Source organism: Pseudomonas sp. AC112 (assembly GCF_979253545.1).
Window position 1 is genome coordinate 2,292,044 of the sequence record NZ_CEEDCM010000001.1, and the last position, 19,693, is coordinate 2,311,736.

Below are 19,693 nucleotides of genomic sequence, written 5' to 3' on the forward strand. Positions count from 1 at the left end.
AAAATCCTTATGCAATCGGTGAGGTTTCTTGTTGTTCTTTAAGGCCCTGGCGCACCCGATTGACCAGGGTGTACGCGAGCAGGGCAGCGACCAGCCACATCACCGCATCGACCCAACCGGCGCCCAGCCAGCCCAGCGAAACGCCGGTGGCCAGGACCCCGAGTACGAAGGCGCGATCACTTTTGCCCATCGGCCCGTCGTAGCGGCGCGATGCACCGACCATGGGCCCCAGCACGCCGGCGTATTCGCTGAACACCGCCAGCAACGCCACCAGCAGCACCGGCGCCAGGCTCACACCGGGGATCAACGCAAACGGCAGGATCAGCGCACTGTCGGCGATCACATCGCACAGTTCATTGAGGTAAGCGCCCAGGCGCGACTGCTGGCCGAATTCGCGGGCGAGCATGCCGTCGATGGCGTTGAGGGCCATGCGCAGGATCATCCATAACGGGATCAGCGCGAACAGCCACAGGTGTTGGGCAAAGCTGGCGATCAGCAGCCCGACCAGCAGCGAAACCACCCCGGCCAGTACGGTGATCTGGTTGGCGGTGGTGCCATTGTCGTAAAGGCGCTGCACAAGCGGGCGCAGCAAGTTCTGAAAACGCGGTTTGAGCTGATAGATCGAAATCATGGGGGGTGACGCTTCCTTGTCCGTGGACCCGCGAAAAACTGTTCTGGAGTGTGCCGATTAATCGCGGCCTGCACCAGTGATGGCGCGTGTTTCTGGGGGTTTAGTCACGGTCTTGAACACAACGATGTCACTCTGTGGGAGCTTCTACAGGGGATTTGGGGGCATCTGAAACTGCTGTTTCTCGAACAAAAATTTCACGCTCCGTGTTATATCGTAACGAATTGTGTACAACTGGGCGTTGAGTGGATGCAAGTGGATCTGGAAGCTGACGGCGCTTCGGTGGAAGGCCTCCCGCGTTTTCAACAGGGGCTGTTCCATGCCCGTCGATTGCGCCAAGCCGGTATCAGCCTGACGGTGCTGGCGGTGGCCGGCTGGGTGTTGGCGCTGTTTGTCGCGTTGTTTGCACCGCTGTCGGTCTGGCCCGTGGTGCTGATCAACTGCGCGTCGGCGTTATGGCTGCTTGTCGCCGGTTTGCAGTCAGCCTGGTGGGTGGCGGATTGGCGCGCCCAGGCACTGGAAGCACCCGCAGTTGACCTGCCGGTTGAAAACGCGGGCCGCTACGCGCGCCTGGTCGAGTGCTTTGGCAAGCAGATCGGTGCGCCGGTGTTATGGCTTGGCGGCTGGTCGCTGCTGGCGCTGGTCAGCATTGTCGAATTCTGGAACCTGACGTTACCCGCCGCCCCCGTCGGTCAATCGGCCAGCATCGGTGCTGCGCTGGCATTGGCCTTGGCGTTTGGCCTGCTGGTGTTTGAACGCCGTCTGGCGCAGGAGACCGCCGCGCAATGGCCGGAAGCCTCGCAACTGGCGCAGTTGAGTCGGGTGGCGATTATCTGCCTGGTGGTCAGTGCGGTTTGCCTGCTATTTGCCGGTGCGCAGTCGGTGTGGCCGTTGCGCCTGGCGGTGCTGATCGGGTTGCTGCCGGCACTGGTCTCGCTGGAGTTTCTATTGAGGGCTGTGCTGTCGTTGTTCAGCCCACGCCAGCCACGGCTCGAACCTCGGCTGATGGCGCACAGCTTTATCGCAGGGCTGCTGCGTTGGCCGCCCCAACCCTTGCTCGCGTTGCAGCATGAGTTGCACAACCGCTTCGGCATCGACCTGCGCCAGATCTGGGCCTTTACCTACATGCGCAGGGCGTTCCTGCCGGTGTTGCTGGTGGTGCTGGCGGTAGGCTGGGCGCTTACCGGCGTGCACGAAGTGCCCCTGCAAGGCCGTGGGATCTATGAACGTTTCGGCAAGCCGGTGCAGGTCTTCGGCCCTGGCTTGCATGCGGGATTGCCATGGCCATTGGGCCGCGTGATCAGTGTAGAAAACGGCGTGGTGCATGAACTGGCCACCAGCGTCAGCGAAGCCGCTACACCGGAGCTGGCGCCTGCCGAAGGCCCGGCCCCGCTGATCGCCAACCGCTTGTGGGACGCCAGCCATGTGAATGACAAGTCCCAGGTGATCGCCAGCAGCAGCGGCGACAAACAGAGCTTCCAGATCGTCAATATGGATGTGCGGTTCGTCTACCGCATCGGTCTCACCGACCAGGCCGCGCTCGCCGCCACCTATAACAGCGCGGACGTGCCGACCCTGATCCGCAGCACCGCCAGTCGCATCCTGGTGCACGACTTTGCCTCGCGTACCCTGGATGAATTGCTCGGCGAACAACGCACCTCCCTGGCTGACGAGATCGGGCGCGCCGTGCAGGCGGACCTGCAAACACTCGACAGTGGCGTGGAAATCCTTGCCACCGTGGTCGAGGCGATCCACCCACCGGCCGGTGCCGCCAACGCTTATCACGGCGTGCAAGCTGCGCAGATTGGTGCCCAGGCCCTGATCTCCCGCGAGCGCGGTGCGGCCAGTGAGCAAACCAACCAGGCGTTGCTGCAAGCCAGCACCGCCCGCGACCAGGCCCAGGCCACAGCGCGGGAAGTGAATGCCGGCGCCCAGGCCGCCGACCTGCGTTTCGCCGCCGAACAAAAGGCCTACGCCACGGCCGGCCAGGCCTTCGTACTGGAGCAATACCTTGGCCAACTCAGCCAGGGCCTGGCCCATGCCAAGCTGCTTATCCTGGATCACCGCCTGGGCGCCGATGGCGCGCCGACGATCGATCTGCGTTCTTTTACCTTGCCGGCCGATCCTTCGGTGCCGCGTAAAGCCGTTCAATAAGGAGTCTGTCTGTTGAGCGCTCATTCTCACGATCACGGTCATCATCACGGCCATCACCACCACCCTCATCACGGTGACGAACACGCGGCCGGCCCGTTCCCCTGGCGCCGCATGGCCTGGGCGCTGTTGCTGGTATTGTTTGCGGTCGCCGCCGCCAGCCTGGTGCAAGTGCGCTCCGGCGAGGCCACGGTGATTACTCGTTTCGGCAACCCTTCGCGGGTGCTGCTGGAACCCGGCCTGGGCTGGCGCTGGCCGGCGCCGTTCGAAGCGGCGATCCCGGTGGATCTGCGCCTGCGCACCACCTCCAGCGGTTTGCAGGATGTGGGCACCCGCGATGGCCTGCGCATCATCGTGCAGGCGTACGTGGCGTGGCAGGTGCAGGGCGACGCAGACAACGTGCAGCGCTTCATGCGCGCGGTGCAGAACCAGCCGGATGAGGCGGCGCGGCAGATTCGCACCTTCGTAGGTTCGGCGCTGGAAACCACGGCGGCCAGCTTCGACCTGTCGAGCCTGATCAACACCGATGCCAGCCAGGTGCGCATCGCTGACTTCGAAGCGCAGTTGCGCCAGCAGATTGATCAACAATTGCTCACCACCTACGGCGTGCGCGTGGCCCAAGTCGGTATCGAACGGCTGACCTTGCCGTCAGTGACCCTCACCGCCACGGTCGACCGCATGCGCGCCGAGCGGGAAACCATCGCCACCGAGCGCACCGCCGTGGGCAAGCGCGAAGCGGCGCAGATCCGCTCCGCCGCCGAGCGTGATGCGCGCATTGTGCAGGCCGATGCCACGGTGAAAGCCGCCGACATCGAAGCGCAATCGCGGGTCGAGGCCGCGCAGATCTATGGCCGCGCCTACGCCGGCAATCCGCAGCTGTACAACCTGCTGCGCTCCCTGGATACCTTGGGCACCGTGGTCACGCCAGGCACCAAGATCATCCTGCGCACCGACGCTGGGCCATTCCGCGCCTTGGTCGACGGGCCGAAGGATGTCCAGCCATGACCGAGCGTGACGGCCCGGACAGCCCGTGGATCCAGGCCGGGCGCCTGACGTTCCTGGCGTTGTACGCGGTGACCGTATTGGCGGCGTTGGCCTGGGCATTTTCCAATGTGCGCCAGATCGACCCGCAGTACCGCGCGGTGGTGTTGCACTTCGGCGCCCTCGACCGTATCCAGAACGCCGGGCTGTTGCTGGCCTGGCCGCAGCCTTTTGAGCAGGTGGTGCTGTTGCCGGCGGCTGACCGTGTGATCGAGCGGCGGGTGGAGAACCTGTTGCGTTCGGACGCGGCGATCCAGGCCGACCGCGTGGCCAGTTTCGCCACGCCGTTGAGTGATGCGTTGGCCGGCTCCGGTTATTTGCTGACCGGCGATGCCGGCGTGGTGCAGTTGGATGTGCGGGTGTTCTACAAAGTCATCGAACCCTACGCTTTTGTGTTGCAGGGCGAGCATGTGCTGCCGGCGCTGGATCGCCTGGTCACCCGCAGCGCCGTGGCGCTCACGGCGGCGCGGGATCTGGACACGATCCTGGTGGCACGACCTGAATTGATCGGGTCTGATAACGGCGCTGCCGAACGTCGCGAGCGGCTGCGTGGCGACTTGGTGCAAGGCATCAACAAACGCTTGGCGGAGCTGACATCCACAGGGTTGGGATTGGGTATCCAAGTCACCCGCGTGGATGTGCAATCGAGCCTGCCAGCCCCGGCGGTGAACGCGTTCAATGCGGTGCTGACTGCCAGTCAACAGGCCGATAAAGCCGTAGCCAACGCCCGCACCGATGCGGAAAAACTCGACCAGACCGCGACCCAGCAGGCCGATCGCCTGGTGCAGGTCGCCCATGCCCAGGCAAGCGAACGCCTGGCCAATGCCCAGGCGCAGACGGCCACGGTTGCCAGCCTGGCCCAGGTGAAAGACCCGGGCCTGATGTTGCGCCTGTACCGCGAGCGCCTGCCAAAGATTCTCGGCCAGGCCGGCTCGGTGACCACGGTCGATCCTAAAGACGACGCCCGCTTGATCATCCAGGGAGCCGAACAATGAGCGCACCCATGCTGACGTCCGCCGAGCAGCGCAGCGCTGCCCGGCAATTGACCCTGGCCATGCTCGCCTTGGGCTTGCTGGTGCTGGGCCTGGTATGGCGCTGGCTGGCGCCGGACCAGACCGGCGTGAGCCAGTTGTTGTTGGGCGTCGCGTCGCTGTTGGTGGCGGTGCCGGTGATGCGTTCGGCCTGGTACAGCCTGCGATTTCCCAGCCTGCATGGCATCACTGACCAACTGATCGCCCTGGCCATGCTCGGCGCCTGGGCCACGGGTGACCTGCTGACCGCCGCGCTGTTGCCGATCATCATGATCTTTGGGCATGTGCTGGAAGAGCGCAGCGTGATCGGCTCCCAGGAGGCGATTCATGCCCTGGGTAAACTCACGCGCAGTCATGCGCGGTTGGTGCAGGCTGACGGCAGCATCCATGAAGTGGACAACGGCACGCTGAACACCGGCGACATCGTCGAGGTGCGTGCGGGTGATCGGGTACCGGCTGATGGTGTGGTGCTGTCGGGCCAGGCGAGCCTGGACACGGCGCCGATTACCGGTGAGTCGGTGCCATTGGAAGCCAGCGTGGGTGTGCAGGTGTTTGGTGGGGCGATCAACCTCGACGGCCTGCTGCGCCTGCAAGTGACCCGCACCGGTAACGAATCCACCTTGGGCAAGGTCATTGCGCTGATGCAGAACGCCGAGCGTTCCAAGCCGCCGATCACACGGCTGCTGGAGCGTTATGCCGGCAGCTATATGGTGCTGGTGTTGCTGCTGGCGGCGGTCACCTGGTTTGTGACCAATGACGCCCAGGCGATGCTCGCCGTGTTGGTGGCCGCATGTCCATGCGCCTTGGTGCTGTCGGCGCCGGCCACCGCCATTGCCGGGATCGCTGTGGCGGCGCGGCATGGGATCCTGATTCGCAGCTCGGCGTTCCTCGAAGAGCTGGCGGACCTGACCTCCCTGGTGGTCGACAAGACGGGCACCCTGACCTTCGGCACGTTGCGCCTGCACGCCATCGAAACCACCGCGCCGGACCGGCAGGTGTTGCTGAACCTGGCAGCCAGCTTGGGCTCGGCCAGCAGCCACCCGGTCAGCCGGGCGCTGGCAGGGTTGGCGACCCAGGAACAGAGGCTGGCGTTGACGGATATTCGCGAGCGCCAGGGCCTTGGTGTGGTGGCGCAGACCGATGGGGGCGAAGCGGCCTTGGGCCGGCCGGAGTTGTTCGAACAACTGGGCATCCTCACCACGGCTGTTCCCCATCACGACGGGCCCATCGCCGGGCTGGCGCTGAACGGGCAGTTTCTGGCCTGGCTGTTGCTGGCCGATAGCGTCAAGCCGGAAGCCCGCCAGGCCCTGCAGGAGCTGCGTGACCTTGGGCTCGGTCGTCAACTGCTGCTCACCGGCGACCGCCAGAGTGTGGCTGACAGCCTGGCGCTGGACGTGGGCATCAGCGATGTCGAGGCCCAGGCCCTGCCAGAAGACAAGCTCAACCGCGTGCTGGGCGAAATCGGCAGCGGCTTCCGGCCAATGGTGGTGGGGGATGGCATCAACGATTCGCTGGCGCTCAAGGCCGGTGTGGTCGGCGTGGCCATGGGCGCGGGTGGGGCGGATATCGCGTTGGCGTCGGCGGATGTGGTGCTGATCGGCAGCGACCTGCGGCGCCTGGGCACCTGTGTACGTTTGAGCCGCCAGTGCCGGCAGACGTTGCAGGTCAACGTGGTCATCGGCCTGGGTTGGACCCTGGCCATTGTCGTGTTTGCCGCGTTTGGCTGGTTGGGTGCCGCCGGCGCCATGATTGCGGCGGTGTTGCATAACCTCAGCACCTTGCTGGTACTGGGGAACGCCGGGCGTTTGCTGCGTTTTCAGGAACCCCTGTTGAAGCTTGAGGAATAATTTTCAGTTTTTTTTGCAGGTGCTGTAACGCCTATGGGGGACCTCACTCTAGTGGTGTGTCGAGGCTGAACAATCCGTTCAGAACGACACCCCTACTGATCGTTGAGGAATACAAAAATGAACATCAAAAAAGCTGTTTCCGGTGCTGCCCTGGCTATTGCTGCTGCCACCATGTTCGCCGGTGTTGCGACCCAGGCACAGGCCGCCGACGCTAACGTTCATTGTTACGGCGTGACCTCCTGCAAAGGCATGAACGACTGCAAGACCGCTGAAAACGCCTGCAAAGGCCAGGCTGTCTGCAAGGGCCACGGCTTCAAGGCCATGACCAAGGCTGCCTGCGACGCTGCCGGTGGCAAAGTCGGCGAGTAATCGCAAGCCGAGTGCAACCGCAGCGGCTTTCACGCCGCTGCGGACACTTTTCCAGGAGTCCATGATGGCCACGTCTCTTCCCTTCCTGGGTTACGGCCTGGGTTTACGTAACGAATACTACGAACAGATCCTTGAACAATCGCCGCCCGTGGATTGGTTCGAAGTGATCTCCGAGAATTATCTGGTCCAGGGCGGCAAAGCCTTGTACTACCTGGAGGCGATAGCCGAGCGTTATCCCCTGGTGATGCACGGCGTGTCCTTGTCCATTGGCGGGCCCCATGCCCTCGACACCGATTACCTGAAGCAAATCAAACAGCTCGCCGAGCGTATCCAACCGGCGTGGGTGTCTGATCACCTGTGCTGGAGCCGCGGCAGCGCTCACCAGTTGCACGACCTGCTGCCACTGCCGTACACCGAAGAAAGCCTTTACCACGTGGCCGCCCGCGTGCGCCAAGTGCAGGACGTATTGGAGCGTCCACTGGTGTTGGAAAACGTCTCCAGTTATGTGCGCTCGAAGGCGGACGAATTCACCGAGTGGGAATTCCTCAACGCCCTGGTGCACCTGTCGGGCTGCCAATTGTTGCTCGACGTCAACAATGTGTATGTCAGCTCGCGCAATCATGGCTTTGACGCCTGGACGTTTATCCGCAACCTGCCCCCTGAGAGCATCCGCCAACTGCACCTGGCGGGGCACATGGACTATGGCGACTACGTGGTCGACACCCATGACCATCCCGTGTCTGACCCGGTGTGGGCGCTCTATCAACAGACGCTGGAGCACCTGGGCCCGGTGTCGACGCTACTGGAGCGGGACGACCACTTCCCCCCCTTCGAAGCGTTGCTCACAGAGCTGAGCAAGGCCCGCGAACTGGGGGCCATCGCCTTGGCCAGGAGATCGTTATGCGCCTGATCGATTGGCAACTGGCCTTTGAACAGCACCTGTTAGCCGAAACCCCAGTGGCCGACAGCAGCTTCGCCGCCACCCTGCTGGGCGGGCCGACACTGGACGTGGACACGGGCCTGGCGATTTACCACAACGCCTACCTCGCACGGCTGCGGGAAGTCTTGCGGCATGACTTCAGTGCCGTCCTCTATTGGCTGGGCGATGATGAATTCGCCTCGCTGACCGACGCCTATGTGCGCCGTTACCCATCGGCTCATTACAGCCTGCGGTGGCTGGGCGAGCGTTTCCCTGCGTTCATTCTTGAGCACCTGGTGGCGGAACAAAGCGCGCCGCTGGCGGAACTGGCGCGGTTGGAGTGGGCGTTTACCCTGGCGTTTGACGCGCCCCAGGGTGATCCGCTGACCCTCCACGACATGGCACGCCTGGCGCCTGAAGACTGGCCGGGTTTGCAGGTGACGCTGACGCCCTCCGTGCAACAGATACTCTGCCGCTTCAACACGGTGGCACTCTGGCGGGCCAGCAAGGATGAGTCGCACTTCCCGCCCAGCCAGGCGCTGGACCCGGCGCAGATCTGCCTGGTGTGGAGGCACCAGAATGTATGCCAGTACCGCAGCCTGGAGCCTGCAGAAATCTGCGCCCTGGCGGGCATGGTGACTACCGGCTGGAGTTTTTCAGAACTGTGCGCCGAACTCGCAGTCACTTATGCAGAGGGTGCGCCACTGCAAGCCGTCACCTGGCTGAAACAGTGGATCCAAGACGGTTTGCTCGAGCGCCTAGCCCCATAGAAGACCGCTATCAAATCGATAGCCTCCTACTTTGTCTTCGGATGGTCTACCCTCACAGCAGACGTCTGAAACAAGGGGGGATCACTCATGCTCGCGCAACTTCCACCGGCCTTACAGAATCTTCAGCTACCGCTGCGTCTTCGACTCTGGGACGGCCATGAATTCAACTTGGGCCCCGAGCCCAGTGTGACCATCGTGGTGAAGGACCCCACGGTAGTCTCCAAGCTGACCCATCCCACGCTCGATTCACTGGGCGAAGCCTTCATCGAGGGCAAATTGGAGCTGGAAGGCTCCATCTCCGAGGTCATCCGGGTATGTGACGAATTGAGTCACGCCCTGATCGAAGACGACGAGGGGAGTCGTCCGGTGCGCTCGATCCACGACAAGGCCACTGACGCAGCGGCCATTTCCTACCATTACGACCTGTCCAACGAGTTCTACCAGCTGTGGCTGGACCAGGACATGGCGTATTCCTGCGGTTATTTCGAAACCGGCAGCGAATCCATCGACCAGGCTCAACAAGACAAATTTCGCCACCTGTGCCGCAAGCTGCGGCTGCAGCCGGGCGAGTATTTGCTCGATGTAGGCTGTGGTTGGGGCGGGCTGGCGCGGTTCGCCGCGCGGGAGTTCGGGGTGAAAGTGTTTGGCATCACCTTGAGCAAGGAGCAACTGGCCCTGGCCCGGGAGCGGGTGAAAGCCGAAGGCCTGGAAAGCCAGGTGGACCTGCAACTGCTCGATTACCGAGACCTGCCGCAGGATGGCCGTTTCGACAAAGTGGTGAGCGTGGGCATGTTCGAACATGTCGGCCACGCCAACTTGGCGGAATACTGCAAGACCCTGTTCGGCGCCGTGCGCGAAGGCGGCCTGGTGATGAACCACGGCATTACCGCCAAGCACACCGATGGCCGCCCGGTAGGCCGTGGTGCGGGGGATTTTATCGAACGCTATGTGTTCCCCAATGGCGAGTTGCCGCACCTGGCGATGATGACCGCCGAGATCAGTGAAGTCGGGCTGGAAGTGGTCGACGTCGAAAGCCTGCGCCTGCACTACGCGCGCACCCTGGACCATTGGAGCGAGCGGCTGGAAGACAATCTGGAAGCGGCGGCGAAGATGGTGCCGGAGCAAGCGTTGCGCATTTGGCGGCTGTACCTGGCCGGCTGCGCGTATGCGTTTGCGCGGGGCTGGATCAACCTGCACCAGATTCTGGCGGTGAAGCCCCATGCAGATGGCAGCCATGAATTGCCGTGGACGCGGGAAGATATCTACCGCTGATTATTGAAAACGCAGAAGACCTGACTGTAGGAGCTGGCTTGCCAGCGATGGCGGTGTATCAGTACCGGATCAGTCGGCTGACACGACGCTATCGCTGGCAAGCCAGCTCCTACAGTGGGTATTGGGTTATTTGTTAGAGAATCGGTGAAATAAGCCGCGCGACTCGCATGCCCAGTTGTTGAAGGCGGCGGGTTTCGCGGCTTTCTTCTTGGCTGACTTCGTGGGCCAGGGCGAAATCGTCGAGCAGCATCTGCTCGACTTCCTGGGCGAAGGCTTCGTCGACTGTCAGTAACATCACTTCGAAATTCAGCCGGAATGATCGGTTGTCCATGTTCGCACTGCCAATGGCGCTGATTTCTCGGTCTACCAACACCACCTTCTGATGCAGAAACCCTGGCGTATAGCGGAACACCCGCACGCCGGCGCGTACGGCTTCGATCGCGTAAAGGCTGGAGGCGGCGTAGACGATGCGGTGGTCGGGCCGCGACGGCAGCAGCAGGCGTACGTCCACGCCACGCAACACTGCCAGGCGCAGTGCGGCAAACACGGCTTCGTCGGGGACGAAATACGGGCTGGTGATCCACACGCGTTCGGTCGCCGCGTGGATGGCCTCGACGAAAAACAGCGAGCAGGTTTCATACGGGTCGGCCGGGCCGCTGGCAAGCAGTTGGCAGAGCACCCCGTCCTCAGGGTAGGCATCTGGCAGGATCAGCGGCGGCAACTCGCGCGCGGCCCAGAACCAATCTTCGGCGAACGACTCCTGCAAGCACGCGACCACCGGTCCTGTGACCTGTACATGGGTATCGCGCCACGGTGCCAGCGGTGGCTTCTTGCCCAGGTATTCATCGCCGACATTATGCCCGCCGACAAACCCGGTGATGCCGTCCACCACCACGATCTTGCGGTGGTTGCGGAAGTTGACCTGGAAGCGATTGAGCCAGCCGCTGCGGGTGGCGAAGGCTTTGACTTTCACCCCGGCGTCGCGCAGCGATTGCACATACCGGTGGGGCAGGGCGTGGCTGCCGATACGGTCGTAGAGCACGTGGATGTCCACGCCCTCCGCAGCTTTTTCCTTCAGTAAGGCGTGCAGTTGACGGCCGAGTTCGTCGTCATGAATGATAAAAAACTGAAACAGCACCGCGGTCTTGGCGTTGCGAATCGCCTCGAAGATCGCGCTGAAGGTGGCTTCGCCATTGATCAACAAGCGCACTTCATTATTGGCCAGGCACGGCATGCGGCCCAGCTTGGGCATGGCGCGCAGCGAGCCGTAGGCGCTGGAGTTGCGCGCGGCCAGGGCTTCTTCGACCCAGGGGCGCCAGTTCAGCGCGGTAATGGCGGTGTGCATTTCCTGGTTGGCTTGGCGTCGTGCCTGGATGTAGGCGTCAAAGGTGCTGCGGCCGAAGATCAGGTAGGGGATCAGCGTGAGATAGGGCATGAACATCAGCGACAAGGCCCAGGCGATCGAGCCTTGGGCGGTCCTGACGGTCAGCACCGCGTGGATCGCGGCGAGGGTCCCGAGAAAATGCAGCGTGGCAATGAAGTAGGCGAGCAGGTGCGGGCCAAAAAAATCCATGGACGACGGTACTCCAGGCAATCCAGTGCCTAACAGACCATGTTCGGTCGCGAATGTCGCTATTTTATTTGCCGTGCAACACTGGCCGCTTTGCGGCGTCTAACGCCAACAATTGCCCAGGAGTTACCCGATGAATGCTCGTTTGCTCTGTTTAGCCATGGTTACTGGTTTGGCGCTGCCTATGGCCGCACAGGCGCAGATGCTGGCGCCGGGCTTGTGGGAATTGACCACCAGCAATATGAAAGTCGATAACCAGGACCTGCCGGACCTGTCGCTGATCCTCGGTCAACTCAAGCAACAGATGACCCCCGAACAGAGCGCCATGCTGGAGAAACAAGGTATTACCATGGCCGGTAAAGGTGTGCAGGTGTGCCTGACACCGGCACAGGTCGCCTCCGACTCGATCCCCCTGACCGACCCGCAGTCGGGCTGCAAACAGGAAGTGACCGACAAGACCGGCAACCAGTGGAAATTCCGCTTCAGTTGCCCGAAAGCCCAGGGCACGGGCGTCGCCACGTTCCAGAGCCAGAAAGAGTTCACCACCACCGTCAACGGCACCTTCAATGCCACCGGTGTCCAGCAAAAGGGCAGCCTCGACAGTCACGCCCAGTGGCTGGGCAACGATTGCGGTACGGTCAAGCCGCGCGCCTAACGCAAGAAGTGCAGGGGCAAGCCCTGGCAGCTGTCGACCACCTGGCCGTTGTGCCAAGCCAGGTGGCCGGAGACCAGCGTGGTGCTGACGCTGTGGCGCAAACTGCGCTCGGCGAAGGGCGTCCAGCCGCAGCGGGCCAGGACCGGTTGGCTACTGACCGGTTTGCCGGCAGGCTCCGGTTTGATCACCACCAGGTCGGCCCAATAACCCTCGCGTAGATAACCCCGATCCGGGATGGCGAACAGGTCGGCCACGCGGTGACTGGTTTTCGCCACCAGGGTGGTCAGCGGCAGCAGCCCATCGGCCACCAACTCCAACAACGCCGGTAGCGCGTGCTGCACCAGGGGCAAACCCGACGGCGCTTCACGATAGCTCAACTGTTTTTGTGCCCAGGTATGCGGTGCATGGTCAGTGCCAATCACATCCAGACGGTCACTCAATAAGGCCTGGCGTAGCGCGTCGCGGTCGGCGCGAGTCTTGATCGCCGGGTTGCATTTGATCTGGTGACCGAGGCGGTGATAGTCGCGGTCATCAAACAGCAGGTGGTGCACGCAAACTTCCGCTGTGATGCGTTTTTCCGCCAGGGGCTTGTCTTCGAACAGGCTCAATTCGCGAGCGCTGGTCAGGTGCAGCACATGCAGGCGCGTGCCGAAGCGCTGCGCCAATTCCACGGCGAAGGACGACGAGCGATAACACGCCTCGGCATCCCGGATCAGTGGGTGGGCGACAGGTGGAATTTTGTCGCCGAAGCGTTCGCGCAGGCGTTGTTCGTTGGCCAGGATGCTCGGCGTGTGTTCGCAGTGGGCCAGCAGAAGGGTGGGCACTTCGGCAAATAGCCGCTCGAGGATCCGTGGGTCATCCACCAACATGTTGCCGGTGGAGGCGCCCATGAACACTTTGACCCCGGCCACTGCGCGCGGATCGAGAGCTGCGACCGTGTCGAGGTTGTCGTTGCTCACGCCAAAGTGAAAGCCATAGTTGGCTACTGAGTGCAGGGCCGCCCGGCGCTTTTTATCCGCCAGGGCCTCCAGGCTCAGGGTGGCGGGGCTGGTATTGGGCATGTCCATGAAACTGGTGATACCGCCGGCCACCGCCGCGCGTGATTCACTGTAGAAGCTGCCTTTGTCCGGTGCGCCGGGGTCGCGAAAGTGCACCTGGTCATCGATCATGCCCGGCAGCAGCCATTGGCCCTGAGCGTCGATGGCCACGGGGGCGTTGCAGCCTTCGATGCTGCTGGCAATCTTCTCGATCCGGCCGTTGGCGACCAGCACATCAGCGTCGAACTCCTGGCCTTCGTTCACCAGGCGGGCATTGCGGATCAGTAGGCGGCTCATGGTTCAGAACTCGTTTTGCAGGGCTTTGTAGCCGCGCACCAAATCGACATTGGTACGGGCCACGTCTTCGGAAAACTCCGAGGCGCTCACACTCACTGGCGGGAATTGCGACAGGTCGGTGTTGGGCCCGATGCGGGTGGTGGAGGGCACATAGAAGGCAGCAGGCAAGTCGCGGCCGTCGACCACCGAGTTGTGGCGCACCACACAGCCGTCGCCCACGGCGCAATTGAACAGCACGCTGTTGAAGCCGATGAACACGCGGTCGCCAACCGTGCAGGGGCCGTGCACGATGGAGCGGTGCGCAATCGAGGTGAATTCGCCGATAGTCACCGCCGCACCAGACTTGGAGTGGATGACCACGCCGTCCTGGATATTGGAATTGGCGCCGATGGTGATCGGGTCCATGGCGCCGCTGGCGTCTACTTCGTCGGCGCGGATCACGGCATAGGGGCCGACGAAGACGTTTTCGCCAATGATGACTTTGCCGCAGATGATCGCGGTCTTGTCGACGTAGGCCGATTCGGCAATCACTGGCAGGTCGCCGGAAGGGTTCTTGCGGATCATGCGCGGGGCTCCGTGAGGATGTGAATGTAGTCGCCATCGATAGCGTTGTAGAAACAGGTGGGCCGACTGGTGTGGCAAGCCGGGCCTTGCTGGTCGACGATCAGCAATACGGCGTCGCCGTCGCAATCGAGGCGTGCCTCGATCAGTTGCTGCCCGTGACCCGAGCTTTCCCCCTTGCGCCATAACTGCTGGCGCGAGCGCGACCAGTAGCAGACTTGCCCGGTGGCCAGGGTTTCCTTGAGGGCCTGGCGGTTCATCCAGGCCAGCATCAGGACTTCGCCGCTGCGGTGTTGCTGGGCGATGGCGGCGATCAGGCCATCGCTGTTCCATGGCAGCGCATCGAAGACAGGTTGAAGTGGAAAGCGGCTGCCGGCGGCAGCCCCTTCCAGGTCGAGCATGCTTACGCTCATGGCTTGCTCAGGGCCGCGCACAACGTGTTGAGGTTGTATTCGAACAGCCCGGTGAAGGTGCTGGCCGGGCCTTGTGCCGCGAGGGCATCGGAATACAGCGTGCCGCCTATCTGCGCGCCACTTTCGTCAGCGATCTGCTGGAGCAGGCGCGAGTCCTTGATGTTTTCCATGAACACGGCTTTGACTTTGTCTTTGCGGATCTGAGTGATTAGCGCGGCGACTTCGGCGGCGGACGGCTCGCGTTCAGTGGACAAACCCTGTGGCGCGAGGAACTCAATGCCGTACGCCTGGCCCAGGTAGCCGAAGGCGTCGTGGGAGGTGACGATGCGACGGTTACCGGCGGGTAGAGCGCCGAACTTGGTCTTGGCTTCGGCCAGCAGCCGGTAGATTTCTTTCAGGTAGGCCTGGCTGTTGCGCAGGTAGTCGGCCTTGTTTGCCGGGTCGGCGGCCACCAGCGCCTTGGTGATGTTGTTCACGTAGATTTCGGCGTTGGCCAGGTTATGCCAGGCGTGCGGGTCGGGGATGGTTTCGCCGTCCTCTTCCATGGTGTGGGAGATCACGCCTTTGCTCGCGGTGACCACGGTGGCCTTGGTTTCGGTGCTGGTCACCAGGCGGTCCAGCCACGGCTCGAAGCCCAGGCCATTCTTGATGATGACCTTGGCGTTGAGCAGCGCCTTGGCATCGTCGGGTGTTGGCTCGTAGGTATGGGCATCGGCGTCGGGGCCGACCATGTTGCTTATTTGGATGTGATCGCCACCGATCTGGTGGGTGATGTCATCCAGGATGCTGAAGCTGGTAACCACCTGGAGTTTGTCTGCGGCCTGAGCCGTCGATAACGACAGGACGAGACTGAATAGCACGAGTAGAGCGCGCATCGGGAAACACCTCATTGGGATGACAGCAAGGGCGGGCGGCGCAGCAAACCGTGCACCGGACCGAAGATCACGGACACCAGGTACCCGGCGCCCGCCACCAGCACGATGGCCGGGCCGCTGGGCAGCGAGTAGTAGAACGACAACAACAGGCCCAGCCATACCGACAGGCATCCCAGCACCGCCGATACCGCGATCAGCACCGGCAGCCGCCGGCTCCAGAAACGTGAAGCGATGGCGGGCAGCATCATCAATCCCACCACCATCAATGCACCGATTGCCTGGAAGCCGATCACCAGGTTCAGCACCACCAGGGTCAGGAACAAACCGTGGGCCAACGGGCCGAGGCGGCTGATGGTCTGCAGGAACAGAGGGTCGAGGGTGTCCAGCAGCAGCGGTTTGTAGATCGCGGCCATGGCGATCAGGCTGAAGCTGGAGACCCAGAGCATGCCGGTGAGGGTGGTTTCATCCACGGCCAGGGCGGAGCCGAACAGCAGGTGGAGCAAGTCCAGGCGTTTGCCGGCGAGGCCCAGGATCAGTACGCCGGCGGCGAGGGAGATGGGGTAGATGGCCGCGAGGCTGGCGTCTTCGCGCAGGCCGGTACGACGAGTGATCCAGGCGGACAGGCCGGCCATGCTCAAGCCGGCACCGAGGCCGCCGATGGTCAGGGCGGGCAGGCTGAGGCCGGCGAACCAGAAGCCGAGGGCCGCCCCAGGCAGGATGCCATGGGCCACCGCGTCACCGATCAGGCTCATGCGCCGCAGGATCAGGAACACTCCCAGTGGCGCGGTGCTGCAGGCGAGCACCAACCCGCCGATGAGGGCGCGGCGCATAAAGACGAAATCAACAAAAGGCATCCACAGGTGGGCGGCGAAATGCATCAGGCCACCTGCATCTGTGGCTGTGGGCGGATGAGCTCTTTGCTCGGGCCGAAGAGGCAGCCGGTGTTTTTGATCTGCACCACTTGCTGGGTGTGATGGCGCACGGACGCTAGGTCATGGCAGACGACGATCAGCGTGCGGCCTGCGTCGTGCCAGGCATGGATGTGTTTCCAGCACAGCGCCTGGCCTTCTTCATCGAGAGCTGCGTGAGGCTCGTCGAGCAACAGCACCGGCGCTTCGGCCAGGCTCATGCGGGCGAGCAGGGCGCGTTGCAACTCGCCACCGGATAAGGCCATCAACGGGCGGTGCTCCAGGCCGCTGAGGCACCAGTCCTCCAAAACCGCTGCAAGGCGCTGGCTGCGTTGCTGCGGGGAAAGTTGCGTACCCCAGAAACCGGCAGCGACCAGTTCCTGCAGGCTGATGGGAAATTGTCGGTCCAAGTGCTGCTGCTGGGGCAGAAACGACAGGCCGCCACGGCGTGGAACATCCACCGTGACGTTGCCCGCCAAGGGCTTTTGCAGACCGGCGATGACTTTGAGCAGGCTGCTTTTACCGGTGCCGTTGGCGCCAATGATGCCGGTGAGGCTGCCTCTTTCCAGCGTGAGATCCATGGCGGGCGTCAGCGGTTGGCCTGGGGCGCCCCAACGCAATGCGGTGCAGGTGATCATGCAGGGTTTCTCGTCCAGCGGCTTTCAGCCACGGCATCGTGCGCGTGCAGGCTTTCGGCGTGGATCACTTTCAGGTGGAAGGCTTTGACGGCATCCGAGCATTTCAAGGCGAGGTTCAGGCGGCGAGCGGCGTCTTCGCAGAACATCAGGTTCTGCCCGTTGGCCAGGGCAAAAGCTTGTTCATCCGCGCGCTTTACGGCGGTTTGTACGGCGGTGCCGAGGGCGGCTTCGACGTCATTGATCAGCTCGGTGATGGGCAGGCTGGGTTGGTCGCCGTCCAATGCGATCAGCAGTTGCGCGCTGCTGCGCTGACTGTGGGGCGTAGCGACAATGCCATTGGCGCTGCCAAGCCAGGACAATACGTCTTCATGCTGCAACGGTGTGTCGGCGAAGTCTTCGAGAAATTGCTGCTGAATCAATTGCCTGGCGAGGGCAGCGGAGCAAGGGCAAGTCGAGGAATAAGTAACGTCAATTTTTAGTTCCACGTGGAACATCTGGTTTTCCAGGCGCGCTTCGATGCTCACCGGGTAGCCCTTCCAACCAGCCAGCGGGCTGACCAGTGCCGGGCGTTTGAGCAGTAAATCGGTGTGGATCCGCAGGTAGGCGTTATTAGATAAACCTTCATGACTGTCGAGAAAACGCTGCAGTACATTACGCAGAAGTGCAGGCGTAAGAGGCTGCTGGTCGAGCATCTCCAGCGCCAGGTACAGGCGTGACATATGAATGCCACGGGCGGCGCCGTCGTCCAGGCTCACACCGGCATCGGCGGTGGCGGTCAGTTGCTGCCCGTCGATGAGGATCGGCAGGGCGATGCCGCACATGCCCACCCAGTCGAGCGGCAAGGCTTGGCGTGAAGCCTGCGCGGCGATATCCGGCAGAGTCAGCGCATTCATGAGCAGGTCCATCGTTGGAAATAAAAAGACATGTTATATTATAACTATTGAGTCGACGATGATTTTTCTGCTCCAGCCTTTTTTCAGTCATGTCGAGCAGGGACGCTCCTTTATTTGCGGTATTTTTCATGCACAGACGTCAGCTCCTGAACCTGCTTCTGGCCAGCCCTCTTTTCACCTTGCCGTTTGCGGCCCATGCCGCGCAGATACGCAACGCCCGCCTGTGGCGCTCGGACGACAAGCTGCGGCTGGTGTTCGACCTCAGCGGCCCGGTGCAGTACAAGACCTTTACCCTGAGCGCGCCGGAACGCTTGATCATTGACTTGAGCGGCGCCGGGCTCAGTGGTGATTTCTCTCAACTGGCGCTGACGAACAGCGGGATCACGTCGATCCGTTCGGGGCATTTCGGCAAAGGCGATACGCGCATCGTGCTCGACCTCGCGGCGCCGATGCAGCTCAACAGCTTTCTGTTGCCGCCCCAGGAGGGTCAGGGCCATCGCCTGGTGCTGGACCTGACCAGCGCGACGCAGGCGCCTCGTCAAATTGCGGCAGAACCCAAGCCCCTGGTGGATAAGGCGCACCCCAAGCGCGACATCATCGTGGTGGTCGACCCCGGCCATGGCGGCAAGGACCCAGGCGCCGTCGGCTCCAAAGGCCAGCGCGAAAAAGACGTGGTGTTGTCCATCGCCCAGCTGTTGGCCAAACGCTTGAAACGCGAGAAGGGTTTTGACGTGAAGTTGGTGCGCAACGACGACTTCTTCGTGCCGCTGCGTAAACGGGTGGAGATCGCCCACAAGCACAATGCCGACATGTTTATCTCCGTGCATGCGGATGCGGCGCCGAGGGTCACTGCGTCGGGCGCTTCGGTGTATGCCTTGTCCGAAGGCGGCGCAACTTCAGCCACCGCACGCTTCATGGCGCAGCGGGAAAACGGCGCTGACCTGCTCGGCGCCACCAGCCTGCTCAATCTGAAGGACAAGGACCCGATGCTGGCCGGGGTGATTCTGGATATGTCGATGAACGCCACGATTGCCTCCAGCCTGCAACTGGGCAACTCGATCCTGGGCAGCCTGGAAGGCATCACCAGCCTGCATCAGAAGCGCGTGGAGCAGGCGGGATTCGCGGTGCTCAAGTCACCGGACGTGCCTTCGATCCTGGTGGAAACCGGGTTTATCTCTAATGCGCGCGACAGCGCCCGCCTGGTCACCGCGCGGCATCAACAGGCGGTTGCCGATGGCCTGTTCGAAGGCCTGAAAAAGTACTTCCAGAAGAACCCACCCATGAACAGCTACATGGCGTGGGTGCAGGAACAGAAGAACGGCCAGGTCTAACAGCCGGTTATACGGCTGCAGGTGAATTTGGCGCTGGCGCCACCCGAACTGGAAAACCGGTTGAGGGTGGTCCAGCCCACACGCCGCGTATAGCCCACCCACGCCTCACCGTCCGACGCCAACCCGGTAAAGAACGTCAGTTGCCCGTAGCGGCTGTTGGTCTGTGCCCAGTAGCGTTTGCCGATCACCTCGTACCCGCGCAAATACGTGGTGCTGCCGACCGTCGCCACGCTGTAGGCATTGCCCAGGGGATCGACGCAGGCCAGCAGATTAGCGCTGCGCGTGCAGTTGGCCAGCAGGTTGGGTACCTGGGCGCAAGCCGTTCCGGCCGTTGCCAACAACAGGGCGCACACCAGGTATTTCATCGGGTTTCTCACAGCAGGGAAGTGGTCAAGCATTGCGCCCTTCGTCGAGGTGAGCAAGAGTGGATTGGCTTATTTGCATTGTTATACTATAACATTAAAGCACAGCCTGACCCGTGAACCGC

Annotated in this window: 20 protein-coding genes; 10 read left to right on the forward strand and 10 right to left on the reverse strand. The window is 62.5% G+C overall.

Going from position 1 to position 19,693, the window contains the following annotated elements:
* Positions 1-7: 7 nt before the first annotated feature.
* On the reverse strand, positions 8-631 hold the full coding sequence (locus AC0IYN_RS10605; protein ID WP_471841360.1) for a CDP-alcohol phosphatidyltransferase family protein: 624 nt from the start codon (positions 629-631) through the stop codon (positions 8-10).
* Between the two features lie 246 nt (positions 632-877).
* Between AC0IYN_RS10605 and hflK (AC0IYN_RS10610) the strand changes: the two genes are divergently transcribed.
* The 8 genes from hflK (AC0IYN_RS10610) (at position 878) to cfaB (ending at position 10,028) form a co-directional block, all read left to right on the forward strand.
* Positions 878-2,782, forward strand: a complete 1,905-nt coding sequence (hflK, locus tag AC0IYN_RS10610; protein ID WP_457238644.1) for a protease modulator HflK — start codon at positions 878-880, stop codon at positions 2,780-2,782.
* 9 nt (positions 2,783-2,791) lie between these two features.
* Positions 2,792-3,784: a protease modulator HflC gene (gene hflC, locus AC0IYN_RS10615; protein WP_406596263.1), complete on the forward strand. Its 993-nt coding sequence runs from the start codon at positions 2,792-2,794 to the stop codon at positions 3,782-3,784.
* Positions 3,781-4,815, forward strand: a complete 1,035-nt coding sequence (hflK, locus tag AC0IYN_RS10620; RefSeq protein ID WP_457238643.1) for a protease modulator HflK — start codon at positions 3,781-3,783, stop codon at positions 4,813-4,815. Before hflC ends, hflK (AC0IYN_RS10620) begins: the two co-directional genes overlap by 4 nt.
* Complete coding sequence (locus AC0IYN_RS10625; RefSeq protein WP_471841363.1) at positions 4,812-6,698, forward strand: cation-translocating P-type ATPase; 1,887 nt, start codon at positions 4,812-4,814, stop codon at positions 6,696-6,698. Before hflK (AC0IYN_RS10620) ends, AC0IYN_RS10625 begins: the two co-directional genes overlap by 4 nt.
* A gap of 117 nt (positions 6,699-6,815) precedes the next feature.
* Entirely contained in the window at positions 6,816-7,067 is a 252-nt protein-coding gene (gene bufA2, locus AC0IYN_RS10630) for a BufA2 family periplasmic bufferin-type metallophore (RefSeq protein WP_078050818.1), read from the forward strand.
* A 64-nt stretch (positions 7,068-7,131) separates the two neighbouring features.
* Positions 7,132-7,977 carry an MNIO family bufferin maturase gene (bufB, locus tag AC0IYN_RS10635; protein WP_457238641.1) on the forward strand — a complete coding sequence of 282 codons (846 nt, stop codon included), beginning with the start codon at positions 7,132-7,134 and terminating at the stop codon, positions 7,975-7,977.
* A complete protein-coding gene (locus AC0IYN_RS10640; RefSeq protein ID WP_471841366.1) occupies positions 7,968-8,756 on the forward strand; it encodes an HvfC/BufC family peptide modification chaperone in 789 nt (262 codons plus the stop codon). The genes bufB and AC0IYN_RS10640 overlap by 10 nt, the downstream gene beginning before the upstream one ends.
* An 87-nt stretch (positions 8,757-8,843) precedes the next feature.
* The gene (gene cfaB / locus AC0IYN_RS10645) at positions 8,844-10,028 is read left to right on the forward strand and encodes a C17 cyclopropane fatty acid synthase CfaB (RefSeq protein ID WP_406596218.1); all 1,185 of its coding nucleotides are present in this window, start codon (positions 8,844-8,846) and stop codon (positions 10,026-10,028) included.
* A gap of 133 nt (positions 10,029-10,161) precedes the next feature.
* Here cfaB and cls read toward each other — a convergent pair whose 3' ends face one another.
* Positions 10,162-11,601 carry a cardiolipin synthase gene (cls, locus tag AC0IYN_RS10650; protein WP_471841369.1) on the reverse strand — a complete coding sequence of 480 codons (1,440 nt, stop codon included), beginning with the start codon at positions 11,599-11,601 and terminating at the stop codon, positions 10,162-10,164.
* 130 nt (positions 11,602-11,731) lie between these two features.
* On the opposite strand from cls, the gene AC0IYN_RS10655 reads away from it, so the two are divergent.
* Complete coding sequence (locus tag AC0IYN_RS10655) at positions 11,732-12,253, forward strand: DUF3617 domain-containing protein (RefSeq protein ID WP_471841370.1); 522 nt, start codon at positions 11,732-11,734, stop codon at positions 12,251-12,253.
* Here the strand turns inward: AC0IYN_RS10655 and AC0IYN_RS10660 are convergent.
* From AC0IYN_RS10660 to folE2, 7 genes are read right to left on the reverse strand one after another with little or no spacing between them, the layout of a single operon-like run.
* Positions 12,250-13,587 carry a dihydroorotase gene (locus AC0IYN_RS10660; RefSeq protein ID WP_406596221.1) on the reverse strand — a complete coding sequence of 446 codons (1,338 nt, stop codon included), beginning with the start codon at positions 13,585-13,587 and terminating at the stop codon, positions 12,250-12,252. The two genes, AC0IYN_RS10655 and AC0IYN_RS10660, sit on opposite strands and share 4 nt — an antisense overlap.
* Positions 13,588-13,590: 3 nt before the next feature.
* The gene (locus AC0IYN_RS10665; protein WP_005792581.1) at positions 13,591-14,151 is read right to left on the reverse strand and encodes a gamma carbonic anhydrase family protein; all 561 of its coding nucleotides are present in this window, start codon (positions 14,149-14,151) and stop codon (positions 13,591-13,593) included.
* Positions 14,148-14,561, reverse strand: a complete 414-nt coding sequence (gene hisI, locus AC0IYN_RS10670) for a phosphoribosyl-AMP cyclohydrolase (protein WP_457266701.1) — start codon at positions 14,559-14,561, stop codon at positions 14,148-14,150. The genes AC0IYN_RS10665 and hisI overlap by 4 nt, the downstream gene beginning before the upstream one ends.
* On the reverse strand, positions 14,558-15,436 hold the full coding sequence (locus AC0IYN_RS10675; RefSeq protein WP_406596223.1) for a metal ABC transporter substrate-binding protein: 879 nt from the start codon (positions 15,434-15,436) through the stop codon (positions 14,558-14,560). Before AC0IYN_RS10675 ends, hisI begins: the two co-directional genes overlap by 4 nt.
* Positions 15,437-15,447: 11 nt before the next feature.
* Positions 15,448-16,314 carry a metal ABC transporter permease gene (locus AC0IYN_RS10680; protein ID WP_471841374.1) on the reverse strand — a complete coding sequence of 289 codons (867 nt, stop codon included), beginning with the start codon at positions 16,312-16,314 and terminating at the stop codon, positions 15,448-15,450.
* Positions 16,314-16,982, reverse strand: a complete 669-nt coding sequence (locus AC0IYN_RS10685; protein WP_457238634.1) for a metal ABC transporter ATP-binding protein — start codon at positions 16,980-16,982, stop codon at positions 16,314-16,316. The genes AC0IYN_RS10680 and AC0IYN_RS10685 overlap by 1 nt, the downstream gene beginning before the upstream one ends.
* Positions 16,979-17,875: a GTP cyclohydrolase FolE2 gene (folE2, locus tag AC0IYN_RS10690; protein ID WP_458376129.1), complete on the reverse strand. Its 897-nt coding sequence runs from the start codon at positions 17,873-17,875 to the stop codon at positions 16,979-16,981. Before folE2 ends, AC0IYN_RS10685 begins: the two co-directional genes overlap by 4 nt.
* Before the next feature lie 128 nt (positions 17,876-18,003).
* Between folE2 and AC0IYN_RS10695 the strand changes: the two genes are divergently transcribed.
* Complete coding sequence (locus AC0IYN_RS10695) at positions 18,004-19,206, forward strand: N-acetylmuramoyl-L-alanine amidase (RefSeq protein WP_458376128.1); 1,203 nt, start codon at positions 18,004-18,006, stop codon at positions 19,204-19,206.
* Here the strand turns inward: AC0IYN_RS10695 and AC0IYN_RS10700 are convergent.
* Positions 19,203-19,571 (reverse strand): hypothetical protein, encoded by a 369-nt coding sequence (locus AC0IYN_RS10700; protein WP_025854431.1) that lies wholly within the window; start codon positions 19,569-19,571, stop codon positions 19,203-19,205. The genes AC0IYN_RS10695 and AC0IYN_RS10700 overlap by 4 nt on opposite strands.
* Positions 19,572-19,693: the final 122 nt, after the last annotated feature.